Annotated in this window: 14 protein-coding genes, 1 rRNA gene and 1 pseudogene; 11 read left to right on the forward strand and 5 right to left on the reverse strand. The window is 44.4% G+C overall.

Annotated features, from left to right (window positions below; translation table 11 throughout):
* Positions 1-144 precede the first annotated feature (144 nt).
* Positions 145-260, forward strand: a 5S ribosomal RNA gene (gene rrf, locus L5M28_RS08120).
* A gap of 559 nt (positions 261-819) precedes the next feature.
* Here rrf and L5M28_RS08125 read toward each other — a convergent pair.
* Entirely contained in the window at positions 820-1569 is a 750-nt protein-coding gene (locus L5M28_RS08125; RefSeq protein WP_263203010.1) for a DUF2057 domain-containing protein, read from the reverse strand.
* A 205-nt stretch (positions 1570-1774) separates the two neighbouring features.
* Positions 1775-3820 carry a bifunctional 2',3'-cyclic-nucleotide 2'-phosphodiesterase/3'-nucleotidase gene (locus tag L5M28_RS08130; RefSeq protein WP_263203012.1) on the reverse strand — a complete coding sequence of 682 codons (2046 nt, stop codon included), beginning with the start codon at positions 3818-3820 and terminating at the stop codon, positions 1775-1777.
* 708 nt (positions 3821-4528) lie between these two features.
* On the opposite strand from L5M28_RS08130, the gene L5M28_RS08135 reads away from it, so the two are divergent.
* Complete coding sequence (locus L5M28_RS08135; RefSeq protein ID WP_263198612.1) at positions 4529-6673, forward strand: M3 family metallopeptidase; 2145 nt, start codon at positions 4529-4531, stop codon at positions 6671-6673.
* Between the two features lie 216 nt (positions 6674-6889).
* Here the strand turns inward: L5M28_RS08135 and L5M28_RS08140 are convergent, their stop codons facing one another.
* The 3 genes from L5M28_RS08140 to L5M28_RS08150 all read right to left on the reverse strand — a co-directional run bounded on the left by L5M28_RS08140 (position 6890) and on the right by L5M28_RS08150 (position 10192).
* Positions 6890-7273 carry a GCN5 family acetyltransferase gene (locus L5M28_RS08140; RefSeq protein ID WP_131525945.1) on the reverse strand — a complete coding sequence of 128 codons (384 nt, stop codon included), beginning with the start codon at positions 7271-7273 and terminating at the stop codon, positions 6890-6892.
* On the reverse strand, positions 7274-7723 hold the full coding sequence (locus L5M28_RS08145) for an acetyltransferase (protein ID WP_131525949.1): 450 nt from the start codon (positions 7721-7723) through the stop codon (positions 7274-7276).
* A 276-nt stretch (positions 7724-7999) separates the two neighbouring features.
* On the reverse strand, positions 8000-10192 hold the full coding sequence (locus L5M28_RS08150) for a M3 family metallopeptidase (protein ID WP_263203013.1): 2193 nt from the start codon (positions 10190-10192) through the stop codon (positions 8000-8002).
* Positions 10193-10433: 241 nt separating this feature from the next.
* Here L5M28_RS08150 and L5M28_RS08155 point away from each other — a divergent pair.
* The 9 genes and pseudogenes from L5M28_RS08155 to L5M28_RS08195 all read left to right on the forward strand — a co-directional run.
* Positions 10434-10646: pseudogene (locus L5M28_RS08155) on the forward strand (hypothetical protein); the annotation flags it as partial.
* Positions 10647-11305: 659 nt separating this feature from the next.
* Positions 11306-11899, forward strand: a complete 594-nt coding sequence (locus tag L5M28_RS08160; protein WP_012588474.1) for a tyrosine-type recombinase/integrase — start codon at positions 11306-11308, stop codon at positions 11897-11899.
* Between the two features lie 164 nt (positions 11900-12063).
* Entirely contained in the window at positions 12064-13167 is a 1104-nt protein-coding gene (locus L5M28_RS08165; RefSeq protein ID WP_259214944.1) for a helix-turn-helix domain-containing protein, read from the forward strand.
* Between the two features lie 180 nt (positions 13168-13347).
* A complete protein-coding gene (locus L5M28_RS08170) occupies positions 13348-13641 on the forward strand; it encodes a hypothetical protein (RefSeq protein WP_259214942.1) in 294 nt (97 codons plus the stop codon).
* 55 nt (positions 13642-13696) lie between these two features.
* The gene (locus L5M28_RS08175) at positions 13697-15244 is read left to right on the forward strand and encodes a type I restriction-modification system subunit M (protein ID WP_259214941.1); all 1548 of its coding nucleotides are present in this window, start codon (positions 13697-13699) and stop codon (positions 15242-15244) included.
* Position 15245: 1 nt separating this feature from the next.
* Positions 15246-16286 carry a YhcG family protein gene (locus L5M28_RS08180; protein ID WP_263203015.1) on the forward strand — a complete coding sequence of 347 codons (1041 nt, stop codon included), beginning with the start codon at positions 15246-15248 and terminating at the stop codon, positions 16284-16286.
* Entirely contained in the window at positions 16283-17548 is a 1266-nt protein-coding gene (locus L5M28_RS08185) for a restriction endonuclease subunit S (RefSeq protein WP_263203017.1), read from the forward strand. Before L5M28_RS08180 ends, L5M28_RS08185 begins: the two co-directional genes overlap by 4 nt.
* Entirely contained in the window at positions 17548-18549 is a 1002-nt protein-coding gene (locus L5M28_RS08190; RefSeq protein WP_263203018.1) for a Fic family protein, read from the forward strand. Before L5M28_RS08185 ends, L5M28_RS08190 begins: the two co-directional genes overlap by 1 nt.
* A 63-nt stretch (positions 18550-18612) precedes the next feature.
* Positions 18613-21726: an HsdR family type I site-specific deoxyribonuclease gene (locus L5M28_RS08195; protein ID WP_263203019.1), complete on the forward strand. Its 3114-nt coding sequence runs from the start codon at positions 18613-18615 to the stop codon at positions 21724-21726.
* The last annotated feature ends 89 nt before the right edge of the window (positions 21727-21815 follow it).

A 21815-nucleotide genomic window follows, 5' to 3' on the forward strand; every position in this document is an offset into this window, starting at 1 on the left:
AGATGGGTTTTAAGATGGGTTTTACAAAGAAGCCTTAGACAGAATATCGACACTTGATAAAGTTTGAACTCAAACAAAGCAAATCAGCTTTCCGAATTATTATTAACGTGAGCCAGAGATGGACACGGTAATAAACAGAATTTGCTTGGTGACAATAGCCTTGTGGAACCACCTGATCCCATCCCGAACTCAGAAGTGAAACGCAAACGCGCCGATGGTAGTGTGGGGTCTCCCCATGTGAGAGTAGGTCATCGCCAAGCATCCAAATAAACAAAAAAGCCCTAGCCTAAACCGCTAGGGCTTTTTTGTTTATACGCTTCGCAAAAACTTATCTCGATGTCGGTCAATAAATGTTCCTCCAATATTGACACTTCCACCATCCATGGCAGTCGCCCGCCGCTAAGCGGACTCCCCAGCTACGAAGACAAGCTTCTTCGCGTTCAATCATGCTAAATACTCCGTATTTATAGCGCTATGATTTCACCCCCATGTGAGAATAGGTCATCGCCAAGCGCCTAATGATCTCATTGAGATGCAACGAAGCCAGCTGAATAAGTTGGCTTTTTTGCATCTGCAATTTACATGTTTTAGCGTTTTTGAAACCGTTTCATTGTTTGAAATAACATTAAGTTGTGAAGTGGAAATGGTTTACTGGGCGCTTTTTTAATGAGCTTAAGTTTTACTAAGTTCTCATTTTATGAACTCTAATAGAGCCGCCAGTTCATAGTGACACTAAGCTGGCGGTTTGAAATAGATAGCTGAAGCAATGTTGATGGTTAGAGGACAAATACCCTTTTTAACGCTTGCGTGCTCTATGGGTCACTCTTTGTTTATTTTAGCTTTGAAGCTGGCTTTGGTATTGTCGTTAGCTTGTTTGTACCAGTAATCCAGCATTTGACTGATTTCAGCTTGGCTAGGTGTCGTCGCTGGAGTGATTTGCTGAGCCTTATCATTGTTCGCTGCGACTGAGGACGACATAACTGCTGGCGCGATCAAGCTCGTGGATGTGGCTGCTGATGTTTGGCGTATTTGCGGCTGGCTTGCCAATATTGGTGTAATAGCGTCGCTTGGTTGTGTTGGCGCGATATTCATAATGAGATTTAATGAAGCCGGATGATTACTAAGGTTGTACTGCAGTATCTCGTGTTCGAAATCCCGTCCCAGTTGAATGCCATTCTTAATCAATTTATCGCTGGTAAAACCCACGGCTTCATCTTGAGCATTTAATAGTGTCAGCTTAGGTGACTCATCAAATTTCTTTGCATCTCTGGCTGAGTTGATGGCGGGAAGTGTCAGCGTGAGTGTTTGTGCTGACGCATCAAAACGGACGATGAGTACGTCGGAGAGATAATGCACTGAGTCAGCTTGTTGCCGGTATTGCGCGGCATAGCGAAAGGCAATCTGATTAATACCATCGGCTAAAACGAGGTTGCCACTCTTTACGGCTGGCTTGCCATTGACTGTTAGCACTTCAGCATTTTTAGGTAGGTTTAGATGAACATCGGCCGTTGCTGGCTGCACAGTCCCCAGCACTAATGCTGTGGCACATAAGATTGATTGATATTTCATAAGCTTTCTCTGTTGTTGCGAGGACGTCGCTAAATAATAAGGCAGATATTTGGCGACACAAAGCAGGTTTAACCTTTAGTGTGGAGCATGATGAACTAAATGGCGACACACTGTTTATAGCGCGCAGATTAGCGTTAATTTAATCGGTAGGGAATAAAAAAGGCTCACGAGGAGCCTTTTGAGCATGATATTTGGGATTGAACGCTTATTTGGTTAGGTTGATGCTATAAACGGCGAAACCCAGTTCATCCTTACCGATCTTCTTCATTTCACGTTGTTTATTGGCTTCGATAAAGGCAGCGGCTTTGTCACTGTCTTGGGTTTCGAAGCGAATGTCTAATGTGACGTTGGTAGTGATGGTTTTGAAATCCCAGTTGTAATCAGCACTTGGATTGACCATACCTTCGTACTTGCCTGTGGTTTCGTTGTACTGAGATTGCGCTGTGATATAAGCAGCTAGTGCTTCACGGTTAGTATCGGGCAGTTCAAGCACCACATGGTCGCTACCCGTACCAGCAAACTTACCCCCAAAGGCGCGGTAGTTATTTGAGGTAACGATAAACTCTTTCGCGGCAAATTCTTCACCTGTGATGACTTTGCCGTTTTCGTCTTTATAGCTTAAATCAACGATACGGTTTGCGTTGGCATTAACGACGGCGCAATCGCGGTCAAACTTGCTTGGTTGGGTCACATCAATTTTATAGGTTAAGCCATCCAGTACGTCGAAGTTGTAGGTTGGATGGCCATTCCAGTTGATTAACTCTTGTGGGGTGGTTTTTGCTGGGTCGATTTGATTGAACTGGTTCGCTGAGCACTCAAGCCAATCTTTCAATTCGGCGCCCGTTGCTTTGACTGCCACCATAGTATTGGGATACAGGTACAGATCGGCGGCGTTTTTGAAGGTCAGTGGACCTTTATCGACTTGCACAAATTGATCGGCATCACTGGTTGTACCGTGGCGACCGCCCGCTTTAAAAGGTGCAGAGGCTGACAGCACTGGCAGCCCTTTTAATGCTGCAGGTAATTTTGTTTTCACGTTAGCGATTTGTGCGTCGGAAACGATTTGTACCGTAGGGTCATCCTGCACTAAGGTAAGGAAGCTGTACATGTCGGCTGCGGCAACGCCGATAGGTTCATCCACAAAGGCGAGGGTGCCTTGATGCTCGGCTGCGACTGCATCTTTAATTGCGGGATCTTGGCTAACTAACTCTTCCTTAGTTGCACCATTATATATGGGGCGAGCTTGCGTTTTCGCACTAAGGACATGCCATTTACCATCTCTACGTTCAAGTTTAAAGTCAACAACCCCTAAGTTATCACCCCAACGACCTGGCATCACTGCGGGGACGCCGTTCAGTAGGCCTTTAGTGACGTCGGTATTGGGTAAGTCGGCATACTTAGCATCAGGGAAGATAGAGTGGCTGTGGCCGAATAGAATCGCATTGATACCATCAACATAAGTCAAAGCGTAAGTGGCATTTTCAGCCATAGGATCGCCAGGATTTTCCGTTGAACCAATGCCAGAGTGAGGAATGGCGATAATGATATCGGCCCCTTTGGCTTTCATTTCGGGGACATATTTTTTCGCGGTTTCAATAATATCTTCGACCGTCACTTTACCCGTCAGATTTTGTTTATCCCACAATAGAATTTGCGGTGGCACAAAACCAATATAACCAATGTTAATGGTTTGATTATTACCTTCACTGTCGATGATGTTTTTTTGTTTGATGATATAAGGGGTGAATAAATGCTCACCTTTTTTAACCTCATTCCAGCAACCATTATCGTCGGCGCAATAAACGTTTGAGTTGATATAAGGGAAATCTGCACCACTAATGGATTTATTTAAGAAATCTAAACCATAGTTAAATTCATGGTTACCGATATTACCGACTTCATAATCTAATAGGTTCATGGCTTTATAGGCTGGATGAATATCACCCATTTGCAGGCCAACTTTAGCCATGTAATCGCCCATTGGGCTGCCTTGTAGTAGATCGCCGTTGTCGACGAGTACGCTGTTTTTGGCTTCGTTGCGTGCAGCGTGGATTAAGCTTGCAGTACGGGCTAGACCGATAGTTGGGTCATTTTTGCCACTGTAGTAGTTGAAATCCATGATATTTGTGTGCAGATCTGTGGTTTCGAGTACCCGTAAATCGGCTTGAACGACTTTGTCGTCATCAGAATTACAGGCGCTTACACCAAGGGCGGCAGTGATCATCACTGCGAGTATTTTCTTATTTAACATAGTTATCTCTATTTATATTTATTTGACCCCAATGCATGTTCCGTAAAAGAACATGCCCATCATCCCGTTAATTCAGCGTAATTTAACTGTTAGGTTAATTTGCTGCTAAGTTAACGAGCGGGAATTATAAAGACATTTGATGATCTGAATGTGACATTAATCGGATAAAAGCTGTTTCAAATTGTGACTCAAGGTTTGCTTGCCTAAATAGTGAGCCGTTTAGCCTGTTTATTTGTTACGCCAATGTTTAAATAATTACAGTAAACAGTTTATTAAGAAGAATTAATATTTGTTATTGGAATGGCATTTTATTCGCTCAGCCCCTTGTCTATGTCGGGGATATTTGACGTAAAACTTCAGTAGAATTGTTTTAAATAATTCTTTTACATCAAATTTTAGCCAATGTTGATCACTTATGCTCGCATGTCTCTTGGCTTGATTGAGGCGAGTTAGGTTTAGCGTAGCGTTGGCATAGGCTTATTTAGACGAGTAATACACATAAAGTGATACAAATTAGCTGTGCTCTGGGCGGGTAAAACTTGGCTGAAATGCGCGTAACTTGTTAAGGTAGTTCATCGAAATTGACGTACGAAGCTACACAAGTTCGTTAAAACAGACTGTTGTAAACCGAAAGCCAAAATCCGTTTGCGCGCACCTTTTTACCTTAAAAATACAATCGAAAGGGCAGCAACATCCAAGGGAGTTAATATGCGTAAGTCCGTTATTACCACAGCCGTAGCTGCGGCATTGTTACTTGGCGCTTGTTCAGACAAGCCTGCTGTAAGCACCAATGAAGCCAAAAATGCCGTTGCGACTCAATCCGCCGCTAAAGCGCAAGCAACTAATGTGCTGCTGAGCAAGAGTCCACTGCAAGATCAAGCGCCGCAATTTAATCTTATTCAGTCTGTAGATTATGCTCCCGCCTTCGAGCAGGGCATTAAAGCTCACGATGCAGAAATCGCTGCGATTGTGAATAACAAACAAGCGGCTAGTTTTGACAATACCATTCTCGCCATGGAAACCTCGGGTGAATTGTTAACGCGCGTATCGCGTACCTTCTTTAATCTCGCAGGTCTGATTTCTGATGATGATTTCCAGAAAACCGAAGCGGATCTTGCACCTAAGCTATCTGCCCACCGAGATAATATTTATCTTGATCCGACTTTATTTGCCCGTGTTGAAGCCGTATACCAGCAAAAGAGCAGCCTAAATGCGGAAGATCAGCGTTTAGTTGAATACTACTATGAGCAGTTTGTTCGCGCTGGCGCGAAATTGTCGGCCGAAGATAAAGCTAAGATGCGCGACTTTAACGCTGAACTTGCAACCTTAGCGACGGACTTTTCACAAAACAGCTTAAAATCATTTAAAGATGATGTGATTGTTGTGACTGATAAAGCCCTGTTAGCCGGTTTATCCGACAGCGAAATTGCTACTTTAGCTGCGGCTGCTAAAGCTGCTGGTAAAGAAGGCTATTTGATTACTTTAGTCAACACGACACGTCAACCTGTGCTTTCTAGCCTGAGCAACCGTGAACTGCGCCAAAAAGTATGGGAAACCTCGGCGCACAGAGCCGTCGCAATCAATGGTCCATTGATTGTCAAAATGGCGCAAATACGGGCTAAAAAAGCCAATTTACTGGGGTTTGATACTTGGGCATCCTATGCGGTTGCCGATCAAATGGCGAAAACACCAGCCGCTGTGTATGAAATCCTCGATGATTTAGCGCCAAAAGCTTTAGCTCGCGCCAAACTGGAAGCGGCTGATATTCAAGCTGAAATCAAAAAGGCGGGCGGTGATTTTGAGCTGCAACCTTGGGATTGGGCTTACTACGCCGATAAAGTGCGTAAAGAGAAATACTCCCTCGATGAAAGCAGTATCAAGCCTTATTTCGAGTTTAATACTGTGCTGAAAGACGGGCTGTTTTTCGCTATGCATAAATTGTATGGCATCAGCTTAAAACCGCGTACCGATTTACCCGTGTGGCATTCCGATGTTTTAGCCTTTGAAGTCTTTGATAAAGATAACAGTTCTATTGGCTTATTCTATCTAGACCCGTATGCCCGTGAAGGCAAAGGCGGCGGCGCGTGGATGGATGAGTTCGTCACCCAAAGCGGTCTGCTCGGCACTAAGCCCGTAGTCTATAACGCGCTTAATATTCCTAAGCCAGCCGATGGCCCAACGCTAATGACCTTCGATGAAGTGACCACTCTGTTCCATGAATTTGGCCATGCAATACACGGTTTATTCTCGCAGGTGAAATACCCAAGCGTGGCTGGCACATCAACCGCACGTGACTTTGTTGAGTTCCCATCGCAGGTCAACGAAGATTGGAATATCGACCCTGCTGTGATTGCTAACTATGCCAAACACTACAAAACGGGTGAGCCAATTCCTAAGGCACTGCTCGATAAAATTTTAGCGGCAAATAAGTTTGGCCAAGGTTTTGATACCGTTGAGTACCTGTCAGCGGCCTTGTTAGATATGGAATGGCACTCTATCAGCGCCGATACTCAAATTAGCGATGTAGAGAAGTTTGAGCACCAAGTGCTAGCTAAACATGGTCTTGATTTTGCGCCAATTCCACCCCGTTATAAATCGAGCTACTTTAGCCATGCCTTCTCCGGTGGTTATTCCGCAGGTTATTACGCGTATTTGTGGACCGAAGTGTTTGCCGCCGATGCCTTTGCCTATATGGGTGAGCAAGGTGGCTTAAAAGCCGATAATGGTGACAAATTCCGTAAGGAAGTCTTATCTAAAGGTAACAGTGAAGATCTCATGCAAGATTATATTCACTTTACCGGTAAAAAACCGACAACAGAGGCACTGTTAAAGCGCCGTGGTTTAGTCGATTAATTGATTAATTGTAAAAAGATAAAGGCTTGTTAGGGAAACCTAGCAAGCCTTTTTTTACTGATGTCAGGGCGGATTTATTAACCATTTTTTGTTTCAAGACAGGAGGTTTAGAGGATAAGGAAATCTGCAGGTAACGCTCCTAATCACAGTTCCAAAATAGTTTGTTGGAATGTTGTCGAAAGACAGTCTTAAACTATTTTTTTATTGATTAAATTGTTATGTTTGATTGTCACTTATAAAGTTAGCAATAGTGTCCTCCGTACGTTTACTCTCTAATAACCACTCAACCCTCCATTCAGTTAGGCGCTCACCCTTTTTATGAATGAATTTTCCTGCTTCTGGTTCATCAATCCATTCAAGCTGTTTAATAAGTACTAAAGGCGCTTCAGACCCATCAGTTTCATTCGAAAATTCAAGAGCCTCATTATAAGTATGAAATGCGTAATAGTAGATTTCACCATCAAATTCATCTGGAGCACCTTGCCAAGGGCGGCACCAAACACGATATTCTAGTACTTGATCATAGAAATAACCGCCGCCTGATTTTGTTTCCGCCGGATATTCTCCAATCCTATTCTCATCGATTGAATCAGGATACATCTACAATCCCTCAATGGAATATAACGCCATATGCAACAGCGGATAAGGTTTACCCTGTCCATCAACGGGTGAGCGACCCGTTACTGAAAAACCAATATGCTGGTAAAAACCTAATGCTTGCTGATTCTGCTCATTAACATCAACCTTTGTGGCTCCCAGTTCATTAATGGCATGTGTCGCTAGCATGGAACCAATACCTTTTCCGCGCGCGTCAGGTGAGATGAACAGCATTTCAATATTGCCATCATGTACCCCGCAGAATCCGAGTATTTCTCCATTGTCATTTTTAGCGCACTTTAAGTGAACGGCATCAAAATACTGTTCGAGGATCAGCTGCTTTAATTGTTGTAGATCTTCTTCTGCTAAAAAGTCATGGGTTGCTCTTACCGATGCTTCCCAAATATCGAGCAGACTAAGATGATCTGCTTTTTCTACCATCTCAATATTCATCATATAACTCTATTGAAGATTTAATGTCGCCTAAGCGGTGAATTAAAGTGGGTTAACATGTGAAGCGGAAACGTACCACTGTTACTAATCCGCGTTTAAAAAGTTTAGGCGTAAGTTCCGTAACATCTTTTTCCCAAGATGTTACCTGCCAAGCTGCACTCTGTCATCTTGACCTTTCTCGCCATTTCCCTATTTGGTATCAGTAAAATAAAAACAGGGAGTGTTAGCTCCCTGTTGGTGATATTTCAAACTTCAATTTAGAGGGATGATGTTATGTTACTCGGCCAGTAATCCGCGGCTACGCAGTAGCGGCTCTATACCGGCTTCTTTACCGCGGAAGTTTTTATACATCAGCATAGGATCATCGCTGCCGCCTTTCGAAAGGATATTGTTACGGAAGGAATCCGCAGTGGCCTTGTCGAAAATGCCGTTTTCTTTAAAGGCTTCGAAAGCATCAGCGCCTAAAATATCCGACCAGAGGTAGCTGTAATAACCTGCGGAATACCCGCCCGCGAAAATATGCGAGAAGTAAGTGCTGCGATAGCGTGGGCTAATTTCTTCAATCAGTCCCATTGCCGCTAACGAGTCCGCCTCAAACTTGGCCGCATCCTTTGGCGTAGTGTCGGTCAGTGTGTGCCAATCTAAATCGAGTTTAGTGGCCGCCATGTATTCAACGGTAGAAAAACCTTGGTTGAACTTGCTGGCTGCTTGGATTTTCTTCACCAGTTCTTGCGGGATCACTTCGCCGGTTTTGTAGTGCTTGGCAAATTGGGCTAACACTTCTGGCTGAGTCATCCAGTTTTCATTCACTTGCGATGGGAACTCAACGTAATCGCGAGGTACGGCGGTGCCGCCCTGTGAGCGATATTCGACGTTCGATAACATGCCGTGTAGTGCGTGGCCAAATTCGTGGAATAGTGTGCTGGCTTCATCGAAGGTCAGCAACGCTGGCTCATTGCCCGCTGGGCGAGGGTAGTTTAATACGTTGATAATAATAGGTTTAGAATCAACGCCATTCATATTGTATTGCTTGCGGAAGGAGTTCATCCAAGCGCCGCCACGTTTGCTGTCACGGGTGAAATAGTCACCCATAAAGATGGCCATCAGTTTGCCGTCTTTATCGTAAACTTCCCAAGTACGGACTTCGGCATTGTATTTGGGTAAGTCGGTGCGTTCTTTAAAGGTCAAACCGTACAAACGGTTAGCCGTGTAGAACACGCCTTTTAATGTACTGTCGAGGGAGAAATACGGGCGGGTTTGTTGCTCGTTAAAGCTGTACTTAGCGACACGGATCTTGTCGGCGTAGTAATCCCAGTCCCACGCTTGCAGCTTAAAATTGCCACCTTGAGCGTCAATCATGGCTTGCATATCAGCCACTTCGGTTTTGGCTTGGGCCAATGCCGCTGGCCATACTTTATTGAGTAAACCGTAGACGTTTTCTGGTGTTTTAGCTGTGCGTTCTTCTAACACGAAATCCGCATGGGTTTTATAGCCCATCAGTTGAGCACGTTCAGCACGCAGGGCAGCAATCTTAGCGAGGATAATCTTGTTATCGTTGGCGTTATTGTTGTTACCGCGCTCGATATAGCCTTTGTAGAGTTTTTCACGTAACTTGCGATTATCGGCATAGGTCAAAAAAGGCGTAATAGAAGGGCGAGACGTGGTAAATACCCACTTGCCTTCATGGCCACGTTTTTTGGCAGTTTCAAAGGCAGTTGCAATCACATCTGCGGGTAAACCCGCGAGATCGGCTTTGCTATCAACCACTAATTCGAAGGCATTGGTTTCGGCTAATAGATTGTCACCAAAGGTTAAATTGAGTTTGCCGATCTCTTCGTTCAGCGCGCGCAGTTTGGTTTTATCTGGCTCGCTTAAGTTCGCGCCGCCACGGGTGAAAGATTTATAGGTATCTTCCAGCAATTTGGCTTGGGCTGTGCTGAGCTTTAGGTTGTCTTTTGCGTCGTGGACGGCTTTAACTTTTTGAAACAGTTTGTCATTAAGCAAAATATCGTCTTCGGCGAACGATAACATAGGCGACACTTCTTTCGAGAGTGCTTGCAATGCTTCATTCGTATCCGCGCCCGTCAGGTTAAAGAAGACGTTAGAAACGCGCGTCACTAGATCGCCAGAAAACTCCATGGCTTCAATCGTATTGGCGAAGGTGGGTTTGGCTTTATTATCAACAATTTCTTGAATTTGTTCGTGTTGTTGAGCGATTCCTGCTTTAAATGCGGGGAGGAAATGCTCAGGCTTGATTTTATCGAAGGCCGGAATTTCCATAAACGTATCATAGGGTTTAAAGAATGGATTAGTCGCATTCTGGCTGATAATTTGCGCTGACACGGCATTTGGCGCCGCACTTGCTTGAACACTGGCATCGGGTTGTTGTGTGCTACAGGCGCCCAATGTTAAGGCTAAAGCGATAGCACTTAGCGTGCGGGCTTGCGCTTTAAGGGTTAGTCCCTTCATTATTTGTTCCCCGTTAGGTCGATATTGTTATGGATGTTTGCATGATGATGGCCTTGGATTTCAAGAAAAAATTGAAGTCTACGTGCGGCTAAAACCATTAAATTAAGCTTAATGTGACTGTTTAACATGTATCGGACTAGGGGTTCCATCGATTTTGTGTTTAGTTTGTAACAAATGTTTTGTTTCAGGCTTTTAAGCAAAAAATGATGGCAAACTGGGCGAGGATATTACCGCGTCTCAGGCACGTTTTCTTGGCTTAGTCGACCCTAAACCCATTGCAATTGGCGGCTCAACGAACAGTAAATTACTCCCCATTGCTTTAAGTTTTGCCCAAGCGATGCTGGGCGTGGAATACACAGGCCATACCGAAAAAGAGTTCATCACCCACAAGCAATTCATGCTGAACCTAAAAATGTATACCGCAGCGTTTATCGAGCTATCGGCGGTTAAATAGTGCTCTTTGCAAAGTGATTTTGGGATGACACAAAAGTGTAGGGAGCAATAAAGTCGTTCTGAATATAAAAGGTTCATACGGAAACGGCGGTTAAATCTTAGATTTTCGCCATTTCAACTCTAAATACTCAAAGGCTCAAAGCTAGTGAGTTATATCGTCAGTTGTGCTGCATGAATTGTCATTGTTTTCCCAGTGACTCGCCGTCTTTTTATTTCATAAGAAGTATCCATATAGGCTCGACGGCGGCATCCATATCGCCAACGGTCACTGGTACACCAATGCCAATCCTCACTTACCCTTTCGCTGTTCGTTTAGCTAAAATGCTAATGCACAAAGCAAGATAACTTTGTCGTCAATAGTGCAGCATGAATTGTCATTGTTTCCCCAGTGACTCGCCGTAAATATATCCCTATAGGCTCGACGGCGGCATCCATGCCGCCAACGGTCACTGTTGCAACAATGCCAATCCTAACCAACCCTCTCGCTGCCCGTTCTGCTAAAAAGCTATTGCTGCCCCATTATCAGTTAGACCAAATACACTACAGTTTTGAGTTTCAAATCTGTCACAATTTCCTAAATTGCATATCTATTCAACTCATTGACCTCAATCTCAAGCTAAAATAAATAAGGACATTTCTAAAGTCATTTAGGGGTCAGTTATGTGGACGAAAAAAGGCCATCGAACTGGGCAGAAAAAGCCCTTTAAGCTCGAGGATATCTGGCGTATCCGCACTAGACTCGAAATCGAAGGTAATATCATGGAGCTAGCGTTACTTAATCTCGCTATTGATTGCAAGTTACGCTCATGTGATTTACTCAGGATGAAAGTAAGGGATATTTCGTCAGGTGGTATTATCCAAAATCGTGTCCTTTATAGCCAAAGTAAAACGGGTAGAGAGGTACAATTTGAAATCACGTCACGCACGGCACAATCGTTAACCCAGTGGTTTATACACAGCCAATTAGCCATTTCAGACTATCTTTTCCCAAGTCCTCGAAAATCGGGCAGACCAATGAGTTATAGCTGTTATTCAACAATCATTCGTCGTTGGGCATCACAACTTGGCTATGACTCTCACCTGTATGGAACTCACTCTATGCGAAGAACAAAAGCAACGTTGATCTATGCTCGAACAAAGAACATACGAGCCGTGCAGCTACTACTAGGCCATGTCAAGTTGGATAGTACCATTCGCTATCTAGGGGTAGAAATGGAAGATGCATTAAATATATCTGAAGATATAGAGTTTTGACGTTACCCGTAATAAGTCTATATACATCGGTAGGTTGTAAGGTTAGGCATGAGCAAAATGGAGAACCCTGCGCTGCAAAATAGATAGAAAATCTTATTTATAAGGTTTATATTAAACATAATTTTAATGACTTTATAAACCGAGCTATTGCTTGAGAGGATTCCATGTTTGCAGAACGCTTAGAACGAGCCCGTAAGGCTGCCGGGCTATCCATGAATGCATTAGCCAACGAGGTAGGACTGTCCGCTAACGCCATTAAAAAGTATGAACATGGCACGGCTATGCCTTCTTCTTCAAACCTACTAAAACTCGCGAAAGCGCTCGATGTGCGCACTGAGTACTTCTTTCGTCCAACGAAGGTGAAACTAGAGGGCGTAGAGTACCGCAAGCGTGCTAGTACACCAAAGAAAGTTTTAGACCGAATTAATGGCGATGTTTTAGAACAAGCTGAACGTTGGCAAGAGCTTTTAGAGTTGTATCCCGACTCAGTGAAACCTATCCCTGAGTTTACTTTACCAAATGAGCTTCCTGAACAAATCACTAGCATAGAACAAGTTGAAGACTTAGCTATTCAAATGCGCCACGCTTGGGACCTTGGTCTAAACCCAATTCACGACATGATCGATACACTTGAAGCTAAAGGGGTGATGATCATTACCACTGATGTGGAAACTGATAAAAAATTTGATGGGTTGGCGGGGAAAATTGGCAGCACGCCTGTCGTCGTTATCTCCACGGCTCAAAGTGGTGACCGACAGCGTTTCACCTTAGCCCACGAACTTGGACACTTAGTGGTGCATGGACGTTTAGTTGAAGCCCTTGACGAAGAGAAGGCCTGTAATACTTTTGCTGGCGCTTTCCTTTTACCTACTCAAAAACTTATTGAACACTTGGGTGAAAAACGCCGTCATATTGAACCGCGTGAATTACTCATGCTTAAGCACGAATACGGCATTAGCATGTTGGCAGCACTGTTTCGAGCTGGGCAATGTGGAATAATTACGCCAGCGACACAGAAAAATCTGTTTATGTTGTTTAGTAAAAATGGTTGGCGAACTGAAGAACCTGGAAAAGCTTACCCGCATGAGTCGACTTATCTACACAAGCAACTCGTTTATCGTGCGCTAGGTGAAGAGTATATTGGGGAATCAAAAGCCGCAGAGTTACTGGGAATGTCGGTTTCTAGCTTTCATAAAGAACGGAAGTTGGAAGTGCCGATTCAATCACAGTTAGCTCTGGAGGCTAAAGGTGCAGCAGCTTCTAATTAGTGACGCCAATATCCTCATTGATATGGAAGAAGGTGGCCTGCTTGAAGTAATGTTCCAACTGCCGTATGACTTCGCAACACCAGACATCCTGTTTTTGAAGAGCTTGAAGAGGAGCATACGCACTTACTCGGTTTAGGGTTAGCACTAAAAGAAGTTTCTTCAGCGTCAATGATGTATGCCATGCAGCTAACTGGAACCTACACCCAAGCGAGTCGAAATGATTGCTTTGCTCTTGCTTTAGCCAAACAGGAAAAGTGCCCTTTGCTGACGGGAGATATGGCGCTTAGAAAAGTAGCAGAGAAAGAAGCCGCCATTGTAAAAGGCACCATTTGGCTAGTAAGTCAGTTGGTGGTTCATCAGCAAATTAACACTGAACAAGCACGATTGGCTTACAAGCAGATGCAAACTAACGGCAGGCGCCTACCTTGGCATATCGCAGAGCAAGCTTTAGAACAACTAGATGAAGCAAACTAATAATGAATGGGTTGCCCTCATAAAGTGCAATTCAAAACGATCAGGAATTTAAGTAATGACAAGTTTACAACAACGCGCCGAACTTCAACGCCAAATATGGGCAATAGCTAACGAAGTTCGAGGCTCAGTCGATGGTTGGGATTTCAAACAGTACGTACTGGGTACGCTGTTCTACCGCTTTATCAGTGAGAACTTTGAAGTTTACATCACCGGCGGTGATGAGAGCATTAATTATGCTGGCATGTTCGACGATGATGAAAACATCAAGTTTGCTAAAGAAGATGCCATTAAAACCAAAGGTTATTTTCTCTACCCTAGCCAGTTGTTCAGCAATGTGGCGGCGAATGCGAACAAAAACGAAAATTTAAACACAGATTTGGCCGCTATTTTTGCAGCGATTGAAAACTCAGCCAATGGCTATGATTCAGAAAAAGACATCAAAGGCTTATTTGCCGACTTTGATACTACCAGTAACCGCTTAGGTAATACGGTAGAGGCCAAAAACAAACGCTTAGCGGCGGTATTAAAAGGCGTGGCAGGGCTGAATATTACCCAATTTGAAGATAACGAAAACGACCTGTTTGGTGATGCCTACGAGTTTCTTATTTCAAACTACGCCGCCAATGCGGGTAAATCAGGTGGCGAATTTTTTACCCCTCAGCATGTCTCTAAGTTGATCGCGCAACTGGCCATGCACGGCCAAACCAGCGTCAATAAAATCTATGACCCTGCGGCGGGCTCTGGGTCGTTGCTTTTACAAGCAAAAAAACACTTTGATGCGCATATCATTGAAGAGGGGTTTTTTGGCCAAGAGCTCAATCACACCACCTACAACTTAGCGCGTATGAACATGTTTTTACATAACATTAACTACGACAAGTTTAATATTCAGTTGGGCGATACCTTAATCGAGCCACATTTTCTCGATGACAAACCGTTCGATGCGATAGTCTCTAACCCGCCTTATTCGGTGAAATGGATTGGCAGCGACGACCCAACCTTAATCAACGATGACCGCTTTGCGCCCGCAGGTGTACTGGCACCAAAATCAAAAGCCGACTTTGCTTTTGTGCTGCATGCGCTGAATTACTTATCAAGCAAAGGCCGTGCAGCCATTGTTTGCTTTCCGGGTATTTTTTACCGTGGTGGCGCTGAGCAAAAAATTCGCCAGTACCTTATTGATAACAACTATGTCGAAACCGTGATTTCATTGGCACCAAACCTATTCTTCGGCACCACTATTGCTGTCAATATTTTGGTGCTGTCTAAGCACAAAACCGACACCACCACGCAATTTATCGATGCCAGTAGCCTGTTTAAAAAAGAAACTAATAACAACACCCTAAGCAACGAGCATATTGAGCAAATCATTAAGGTGTTTGCCAGCAAAGAAAACGTCGAGCACTTTGCCAAATGCGTTGATTTGGATGTAGTTGCCGCCAACGACTACAACCTGTCGGTGAGCAGTTATGTGGAAGCCAAAGATAACCGCGTAGTCACAAACATTACTGAGCTAAATGCCGAGCTTAAAACCACTGTCGCTAAAATCGACCTACTTCGCAGTGATATTGACCGCATAGTCAATGAAATAGAAGGCGTTTAGCATGGCAGAGAAACCCGTTTCATTAAGCCAAGCGCCCGCAGGGTACAGCGATTGGTTAAGCGAGCTAAAAACAAAAATCCACAGTGCCCAGCAACGCGCTACACTGGCGGTAAACCAAGAGTTAGTCTTGCTGTATTGGCAAATTGGCCAAGACATTTTAACCCGCCAAGCAGAGCTTGGCTGGGGCGCCAAAGTGATTGAACGGCTGGCACATGACTTGCGCACGGCATTCCCCGATATGAAAGGTTTTTCACCACGCAACCTGAAATACATGCGCGCCTTTGCCGAGGCTTGGCCTGATTTGGAATTTGTGCAAGCGCTGCTTGCACAATTGCCTTGGTATCACCAGTTGGCGCTCTTAGATAAGCTCGATAATACCGATTCACGCACGTGGTACGCCCAAAAAGCGCTAGAAAACAACTGGTCGCGCAATGTGTTAGTGATGCAAATAGAATCGGGTTTACACCAGCGCCAAGGGGCGGCCATCACCAACTTTGCCGCAACCTTACCCAAACCGCAGTCTGACCTTGCCCGCGAATCGATTAAAGACCCCTACCGCTTTGATTTTTTAGGGCTAACCGAAGCCGCCCAAGAGCGTGAAATTGAACACGCCTTGGTGCAGCATGTTACCCAGTTTTTGTTAGAACTCGGCGCAGGCTTTGCCTTTGTCGGGCGCCAAGTATTAATGCAAGTCGGGGATGAAGAGTTTTTTATCGACCTGTTGTTTTACCACCTCAAACTACGCTGTTATGTGGTGATAGAGCTTAAAACCGGAAAGTTTAAACCCGAGCATTTAGGCCAATTGAGCTTTTACATGACCGCCATTGATAAGCAACTAAAAACCGAACCAGACAACGCCACCATCGGCTTACTCTTGTGTAAAAGCAAAGACAAAGTGGTCGCCGAATACGCCCTAGGCGATAAAAGCCAAGCCATGGGCATTGCCGAATACAAGCTGCAACAAGCCTTACCTGAAACACTGGAAAGCAACTTGCCCAGTATTGAACAAATAGAGCGCGAATTGCAGGGAGAAGCAAAATGAGCCAGTTAAGTTATATGGAAAAGCTGTTGGATGGGGTTGAGGTGGAGTGGAAGGCGCTTGGGGATGTTTCATTAAAAATCTCGTCAGGCGGCACTCCTAGAACTGGAGTTGCTGAGTATTATGGCGGCGATATCCCTTGGCTGCGAACTCAAGAAGTTGATTTTGGGGAAATTTGGGATACAGGAGTAAAGATCACGGAAGCTGGACTAAAAAGCTCAAGCGCGAATTGGATACCAGCAAACTGTGTGATCGTTGCAATGTATGGGGCGACAGTAGGGAAAATAGGGATTAACAAAATTCCTATGACTACCAATCAGGCGTGCGCAAACATTCAACTTGCTGATAACGTCGCAAACTACCGATATGTATTCCATTTCTTGCTGAGTCAATATGAATATATTAAATCGCTCGGGGCAGGCTCTCAGACAAATATAAATGCGGGGATTGTAAAAAAGCTTCAAATCCCCATCCCCTGCCCTGATAACCCAGAAAAATCGCTGGCAATACAAGCTGAAATCGTCCGCATTCTGGACGCATTTACCGCCATGACCGCCGAGCTGACCGCCGAGCTTAACATGCGGAAAAAACAATACAACTACTACCGCGACCAGTTGCTAAGTTTTGAAGAAGGTGATTTTGAATGGATGACCCTAGGTGATGTCACAAAAAAATGGTACTCAGGTGGTACACCTACTGCTGGAAAGCCTGAATTCTACGAAGGCGGCAATATTCCTTGGTTGAGAACTCAGGAAGTGAAGTTTTCTGACGTATCTGAAACTGAGGTATTTATAACGCCAGCTGCGTTGAAAAATTCATCAGCCAAATGGATTCCAGAAAACTGTGTAATAATTGCTATCTCTGGAGCAACTGCTGGAAGATCAGCAATTAATAAGATTCCACTAACAACAAATCAGCACTGTGGATGTTTGGAAATCGACGATAAAAAAGCCCTATACCGATACGTCTTTCATTGGGTTAGTTTCAATTATGAGAACATAAAAGCTCTAGGACAAGGTGCAAGAGGAGATCTCAATTCGACAATCATCAAGAACTTTAGGTTACCTGTTCCTTACGCAAATGATCCTGAGAAATCATTGGTCGAGCAGGCGCGAATTGTAGCCGTATTGGATAAATTCGACACCTTAACAACTTCGCTGCAAGAAGGGCTCCCCCGCGAAATTGAGCTACGCCAAAAGCAATACGAGTATTATCGTGACCTGTTATTGAGTTTCCCGAAATCTCATTCAGATGAGGCAGCCTAATGGCCTACCAACCGCCTTTTACCATTACCACCGAGATTCTCAATTTGGTGGCACAAATCAGCCAGCAGGTGGGTGAATTAAACGCTAGCCAGCTCAATGCCTCGCCGCAACTGCGCAAACAAAACCGCATCAAAACCATTACCGGCACGCTGGCGATTGAAGGCAATACCTTAACCGAAGAGCAAATCACTGCCATTGTTGAGGGTAAGCCGGTGCTGGGCAGCGTGCGCGAGCTAGCCGAGGTAAAAGGCGCGATTGCCGCTTATGATGCACTGCCTGCATTCACACCCAGCGAGATTTCCGATTTACTCACGGCTCACGGTTTAATGCTGTCAGATATTCTTGTGAATGCCGGTGAGTTTCGCAGTAAAGGCGTGGGTATCCATAAAGGTGGTGTGGTGCACCATGTTGCGCCGCCTGCGCATCAGGTATCCGGTTTAATGGCTGATTTAATCCAATGGCTTAAGCAAACAAAAGATCACCCATTGATCGCCAGTTGTGTATTCCATTACGAATTTGAGTTTATTCACCCCTTTGCCGATGGTAACGGTCGTATGGGGCGGTTATGGCAAACGCTGATTTTATCCAAGTGGCATCCGTTGTTTTTATCTTTGCCGCTAGAAAGTGTGATTAAAGACCATCAGCAAGCCTATTATCACGCCCTTGAGCAGGCCGATAACCAAGCAGACAGTACGCCGTTTATTCATTTTATGTTGTCGGTTATTCAGCAAACGCTGGCGCAAAACGCCTCTGTAAGCACCCCTCTAAAAGAAGGTAAAAACGCCCCTGTAAATACCCTTATCAATGTAACGGGTCTTAAAACGCCTGAGGCTATTTTAGCATTGCTCAGTAACACGCCCGAGCTAACCCGACAACAACTCGCTGATACCTTGAATAAAGACGTTAGAACCATTGGTCGCGCCATTAGCAAACTACAAAAAGAAGGCAGGTTAACTCGGGTAGGCTCAGATAAAACCGGCCATTGGCAAGTAATTGAATAATGCGATGCAGTGGCTGGTTCCATTTTGGAAAACACCACGGCTAACAAAAAAGGATGTAAACGAATGACGACTTATAAAGCGGTGGCAGAATCCAATAACTTTATTGTGTTAGATAAATACACTAAAGAGTGGCAGGTTAACGAAAGCTTTCAAAGCGAAGGTGATTTAGAACGTGAGCTGATTCAGGACCTAAGCAACCAGGGCTATGAGTATTTATCGGCACTAACCACGCCCGATGCCATGCTGGCGAATGTGCGCAAGCAGCTACAAGCCCTTAATAAGGTCGAATTTACCGATGCCGAGTGGGCTCGCTTTTGCGAGCAATACCTGAACACACCAAGCGACAATATTCTTGATAAAACTCGCAAAGTGCACAGTGACTATATTTTCGATTTTGTCTTTGATGATGGCCATATAGAAAACATCTACCTGTTTGATAAGAAGACCATTGCGCGCAATAAAGTGCAGGTCATTAAGCAGTTTGAGCAAACGGGAAGCCATGCCAACCGTTACGATGTGACGATTTTGATCAATGGTTTGCCTTTGGTGCAAATCGAACTGAAAAAGCGTGGTGTGGCGATCCGTGAGGCGTTTAATCAAATACATCGCTACAGCAAAGAAAGCTTTAATAGCGATCACTCCTTGTACAAGTTCTTGCAGCTTTTTGTGATCTCTAATGGCACCGACACGCGCTATTTTGCCAATACCACCAAGCGCGACAAAAACAGCTTCGATTTTACGATGAACTGGGCGAAGTCAGACAATACGCTGATCAAGGATTTAAAAGACTTTACCGCCACTTTTTTCCAGAAAGAGACCTTGCTTGAAGTGATCTTGCGTTACTCGGTGTTTGACGTCAGCAATACCTTACTTGTAATGCGCCCTTACCAAATTGCGGCTACTGAGCGCATTTTATGGAAGATAAAGAGCGCGTTTAACGCTAAGAACTGGAGCAGCACCGAGAGCGGTGGGTACATTTGGCACACTACGGGTTCAGGCAAAACACTCACCAGCTTTAAAGCGGCACGTTTGGCCACCGATTTAGACTGTATCGATAAAGTCTTCTTTGTGGTGGACCGAAAAGACCTCGACTATCAGACGATGAAAGAGTATCAGCGGTTCTCGCCTGATAGTGTGAACGGTTCAGACAGTACCGCAGGGCTTAAGAGTAACCTGGATAAAGACGATAACAAGATTGTCGTCACCACAATCCAAAAGCTCAACAACTTAATCAAAAGCGAAAGCGATTTAGCTATATACAACAAGCAAGTCGTTTTTATTTTTGATGAGTGTCATCGAAGCCAGTTCGGTGAGGCGCAGAAAAACCTGAAGAAGAAATTCAAAAAGTACTACCAGTTTGGCTTCACAGGTACGCCCATTTTCCCAGAAAATGCACTGGGCGCAGAAACCACGGGTAGCGTGTTTGGCCAGCAGTTGCACACGTATGTGATCACCGATGCCATTCGTGATGAAAAAGTACTCAAGTTCAAAGTGGACTATAACGATGTTCGTCCGCAATTTAAGAGCATTGAGACTGAGCAGGATGATAAGAAGCTTAGTGCGGCGGAGAATAAGAAAGCCTTCTTACATCCAATGCGCATTGGTGAAATCTCGCAGTATATTCTGAGCCATTTTAACCAGAAAACACATCGAGCCTATTCTGGCGCCAAAGGGTTTAACGCCATGTTTGCGGTCAGTAGTGTTGATGCGGCGAAAGCCTACTATGAAACCTTCAAAACATTGCAGGCCGAGGCTGAGAATGGACCTACAAGTAAACCTCTGCGCATTGCAACTATCTTCTCATTTGCTGCCAATGAAGAGCAGGACGCCATTGGTGATATTTTAGATGAGAGCTTTGAAGTAAGTAGCCTGAACAGCAGCGCAAAAGAGTTTTTGAGCGCCGCGATTAAAGATTACAACGCCATGTTTAAATCTAACTATGGCGTGGACAGTAATGGCTTTCAGAACTACTACCGTGACCTTGCCCAGCGCGTGAAGAATCAAGAAATAGATCTGCTCATAGTGGTCGGTATGTTTTTAACGGGCTTTGATGCGCCTACGCTCAATACCTTGTTTGTTGACAAGAATTTGCGCTATCACGGCTTGATGCAGGCGTTTTCTCGCACCAATCGCATTTATGATGCAACGAAGACCTTTGGCAATATTGTTACCTTCCGGGACTTGGAACAGGCAACCATTGACGCCATCACCTTGTTTGGTGACAAAAACACCAAAAACGTGGTGTTGGAGAAGAGCTACAAAGAATACATGGAAGGCTTTAACGATATTGCTACTGGCCAAGCGCGTCGAGGTTTTGTTGATATCGTCAAAGAGCTGCAAGAACGCTTTCCAAACCCAGAAAATATTGAAAAAGAACAAGATAAAAAAGAGTTTGCCAAGCTCTTTGGTGAATACCTCAAAGCAGAAAATATTTTACAAAACTACGATGAGTTTGCTGGATTAAAAGCGCTGCAAAGCTTAGATACCAGTGATGAACAAGCTGTTGAAGAGTTCAAGTCAAAGTACTATCTAGACGATGCTGACATCGAGGCAATGCAAACCATCGATATGCCAAGCGAACGTGCTATCCAAGATTATCGCTCTACTTACAACGATACCCGTGACTGGTTGCGACGCGATAAAGAAGGTCAGGACAAAGATAAGTCAACGGTAGACTGGGACGATGTGGTCTTTGAAATTGATTTGCTTAAATCCCAAGAAATAAACCTCGATTACATTCTTGAACTGATTTTTGATCACAATAAGAAGAACAAGAGCAAAGAAGGCTTGATTGAAGAAGTCCGCCGTATGATCCGCGGTAGCCTTGGCAATAGAGCGAAAGAGAGCTTGGTGGTTGATTTTATTAACCAGACAAACCTAGATGAGATCAATGACAAAGCCAGCATTATCGACGCTTTCTTCAAATTCGCCCAGGCGGAGCAGAAGCGCGAAGCCGATGCCATTATAGCCTCTGAAAAGCTCAATATCGATGCTGCCAAACGCTATATTGCGTCATCACTCAAACGTGAGTACGCCTCTGAAAATGGCACTGCACTTAATGAGGCGCTGCCCAAACTTAGCCCATTGAACCCACAGTACCGAACCCAGAAGCAAACGGTTTTTCAGAAAATTGCCGCTTTTGTTGAAAAATTCAAAGGTGTGGGTGGGCAGTTGTAGTGATATGAAGAGCTCTTTTCACGTAGTTAATGCTTGATGAAAAGAGCTCGATATTTTTAAATTAGTGCTGTTTTTTTTCGAGATAGCAG

It is taken from the genome of Shewanella sp. SW32 (assembly GCF_025653365.1).
Lineage (GTDB): Bacteria > Pseudomonadota > Gammaproteobacteria > Enterobacterales > Shewanellaceae > Shewanella > Shewanella oncorhynchi.

Coding starts and splice junctions, on each gene's coding strand:
- L5M28_RS08160 (WP_012588474.1), top strand. CDS start 11,306: ATGTGGACGAAAAAAGGCCATCGAACTGGGCAGAAAAAGCCCTTTAAG.
- L5M28_RS08165 (WP_259214944.1), top strand. CDS start 12,064: ATGTTTGCAGAACGCTTAGAACGAGCCCGTAAGGCTGCCGGGCTATCC.
- L5M28_RS08140 (WP_131525945.1), bottom strand. CDS start 7,273: ATGTATCCTGATTCAATCGATGAGAATAGGATTGGAGAATATCCGGCG.
- L5M28_RS08150 (WP_263203013.1), bottom strand. CDS start 10,192: ATGAAGGGACTAACCCTTAAAGCGCAAGCCCGCACGCTAAGTGCTATC.
- L5M28_RS08135 (WP_263198612.1), top strand. CDS start 4,529: ATGCGTAAGTCCGTTATTACCACAGCCGTAGCTGCGGCATTGTTACTT.
- L5M28_RS08190 (WP_263203018.1), top strand. CDS start 17,548: ATGGCCTACCAACCGCCTTTTACCATTACCACCGAGATTCTCAATTTG.
- L5M28_RS08195 (WP_263203019.1), top strand. CDS start 18,613: ATGACGACTTATAAAGCGGTGGCAGAATCCAATAACTTTATTGTGTTA.
- L5M28_RS08180 (WP_263203015.1), top strand. CDS start 15,246: ATGGCAGAGAAACCCGTTTCATTAAGCCAAGCGCCCGCAGGGTACAGC.
- L5M28_RS08145 (WP_131525949.1), bottom strand. CDS start 7,723: ATGAATATTGAGATGGTAGAAAAAGCAGATCATCTTAGTCTGCTCGAT.
- L5M28_RS08185 (WP_263203017.1), top strand. CDS start 16,283: ATGAGCCAGTTAAGTTATATGGAAAAGCTGTTGGATGGGGTTGAGGTG.
- L5M28_RS08130 (WP_263203012.1), bottom strand. CDS start 3,820: ATGTTAAATAAGAAAATACTCGCAGTGATGATCACTGCCGCCCTTGGT.
- L5M28_RS08170 (WP_259214942.1), top strand. CDS start 13,348: ATGCAGCTAACTGGAACCTACACCCAAGCGAGTCGAAATGATTGCTTT.
- L5M28_RS08125 (WP_263203010.1), bottom strand. CDS start 1,569: ATGAAATATCAATCAATCTTATGTGCCACAGCATTAGTGCTGGGGACT.
- L5M28_RS08175 (WP_259214941.1), top strand. CDS start 13,697: ATGACAAGTTTACAACAACGCGCCGAACTTCAACGCCAAATATGGGCA.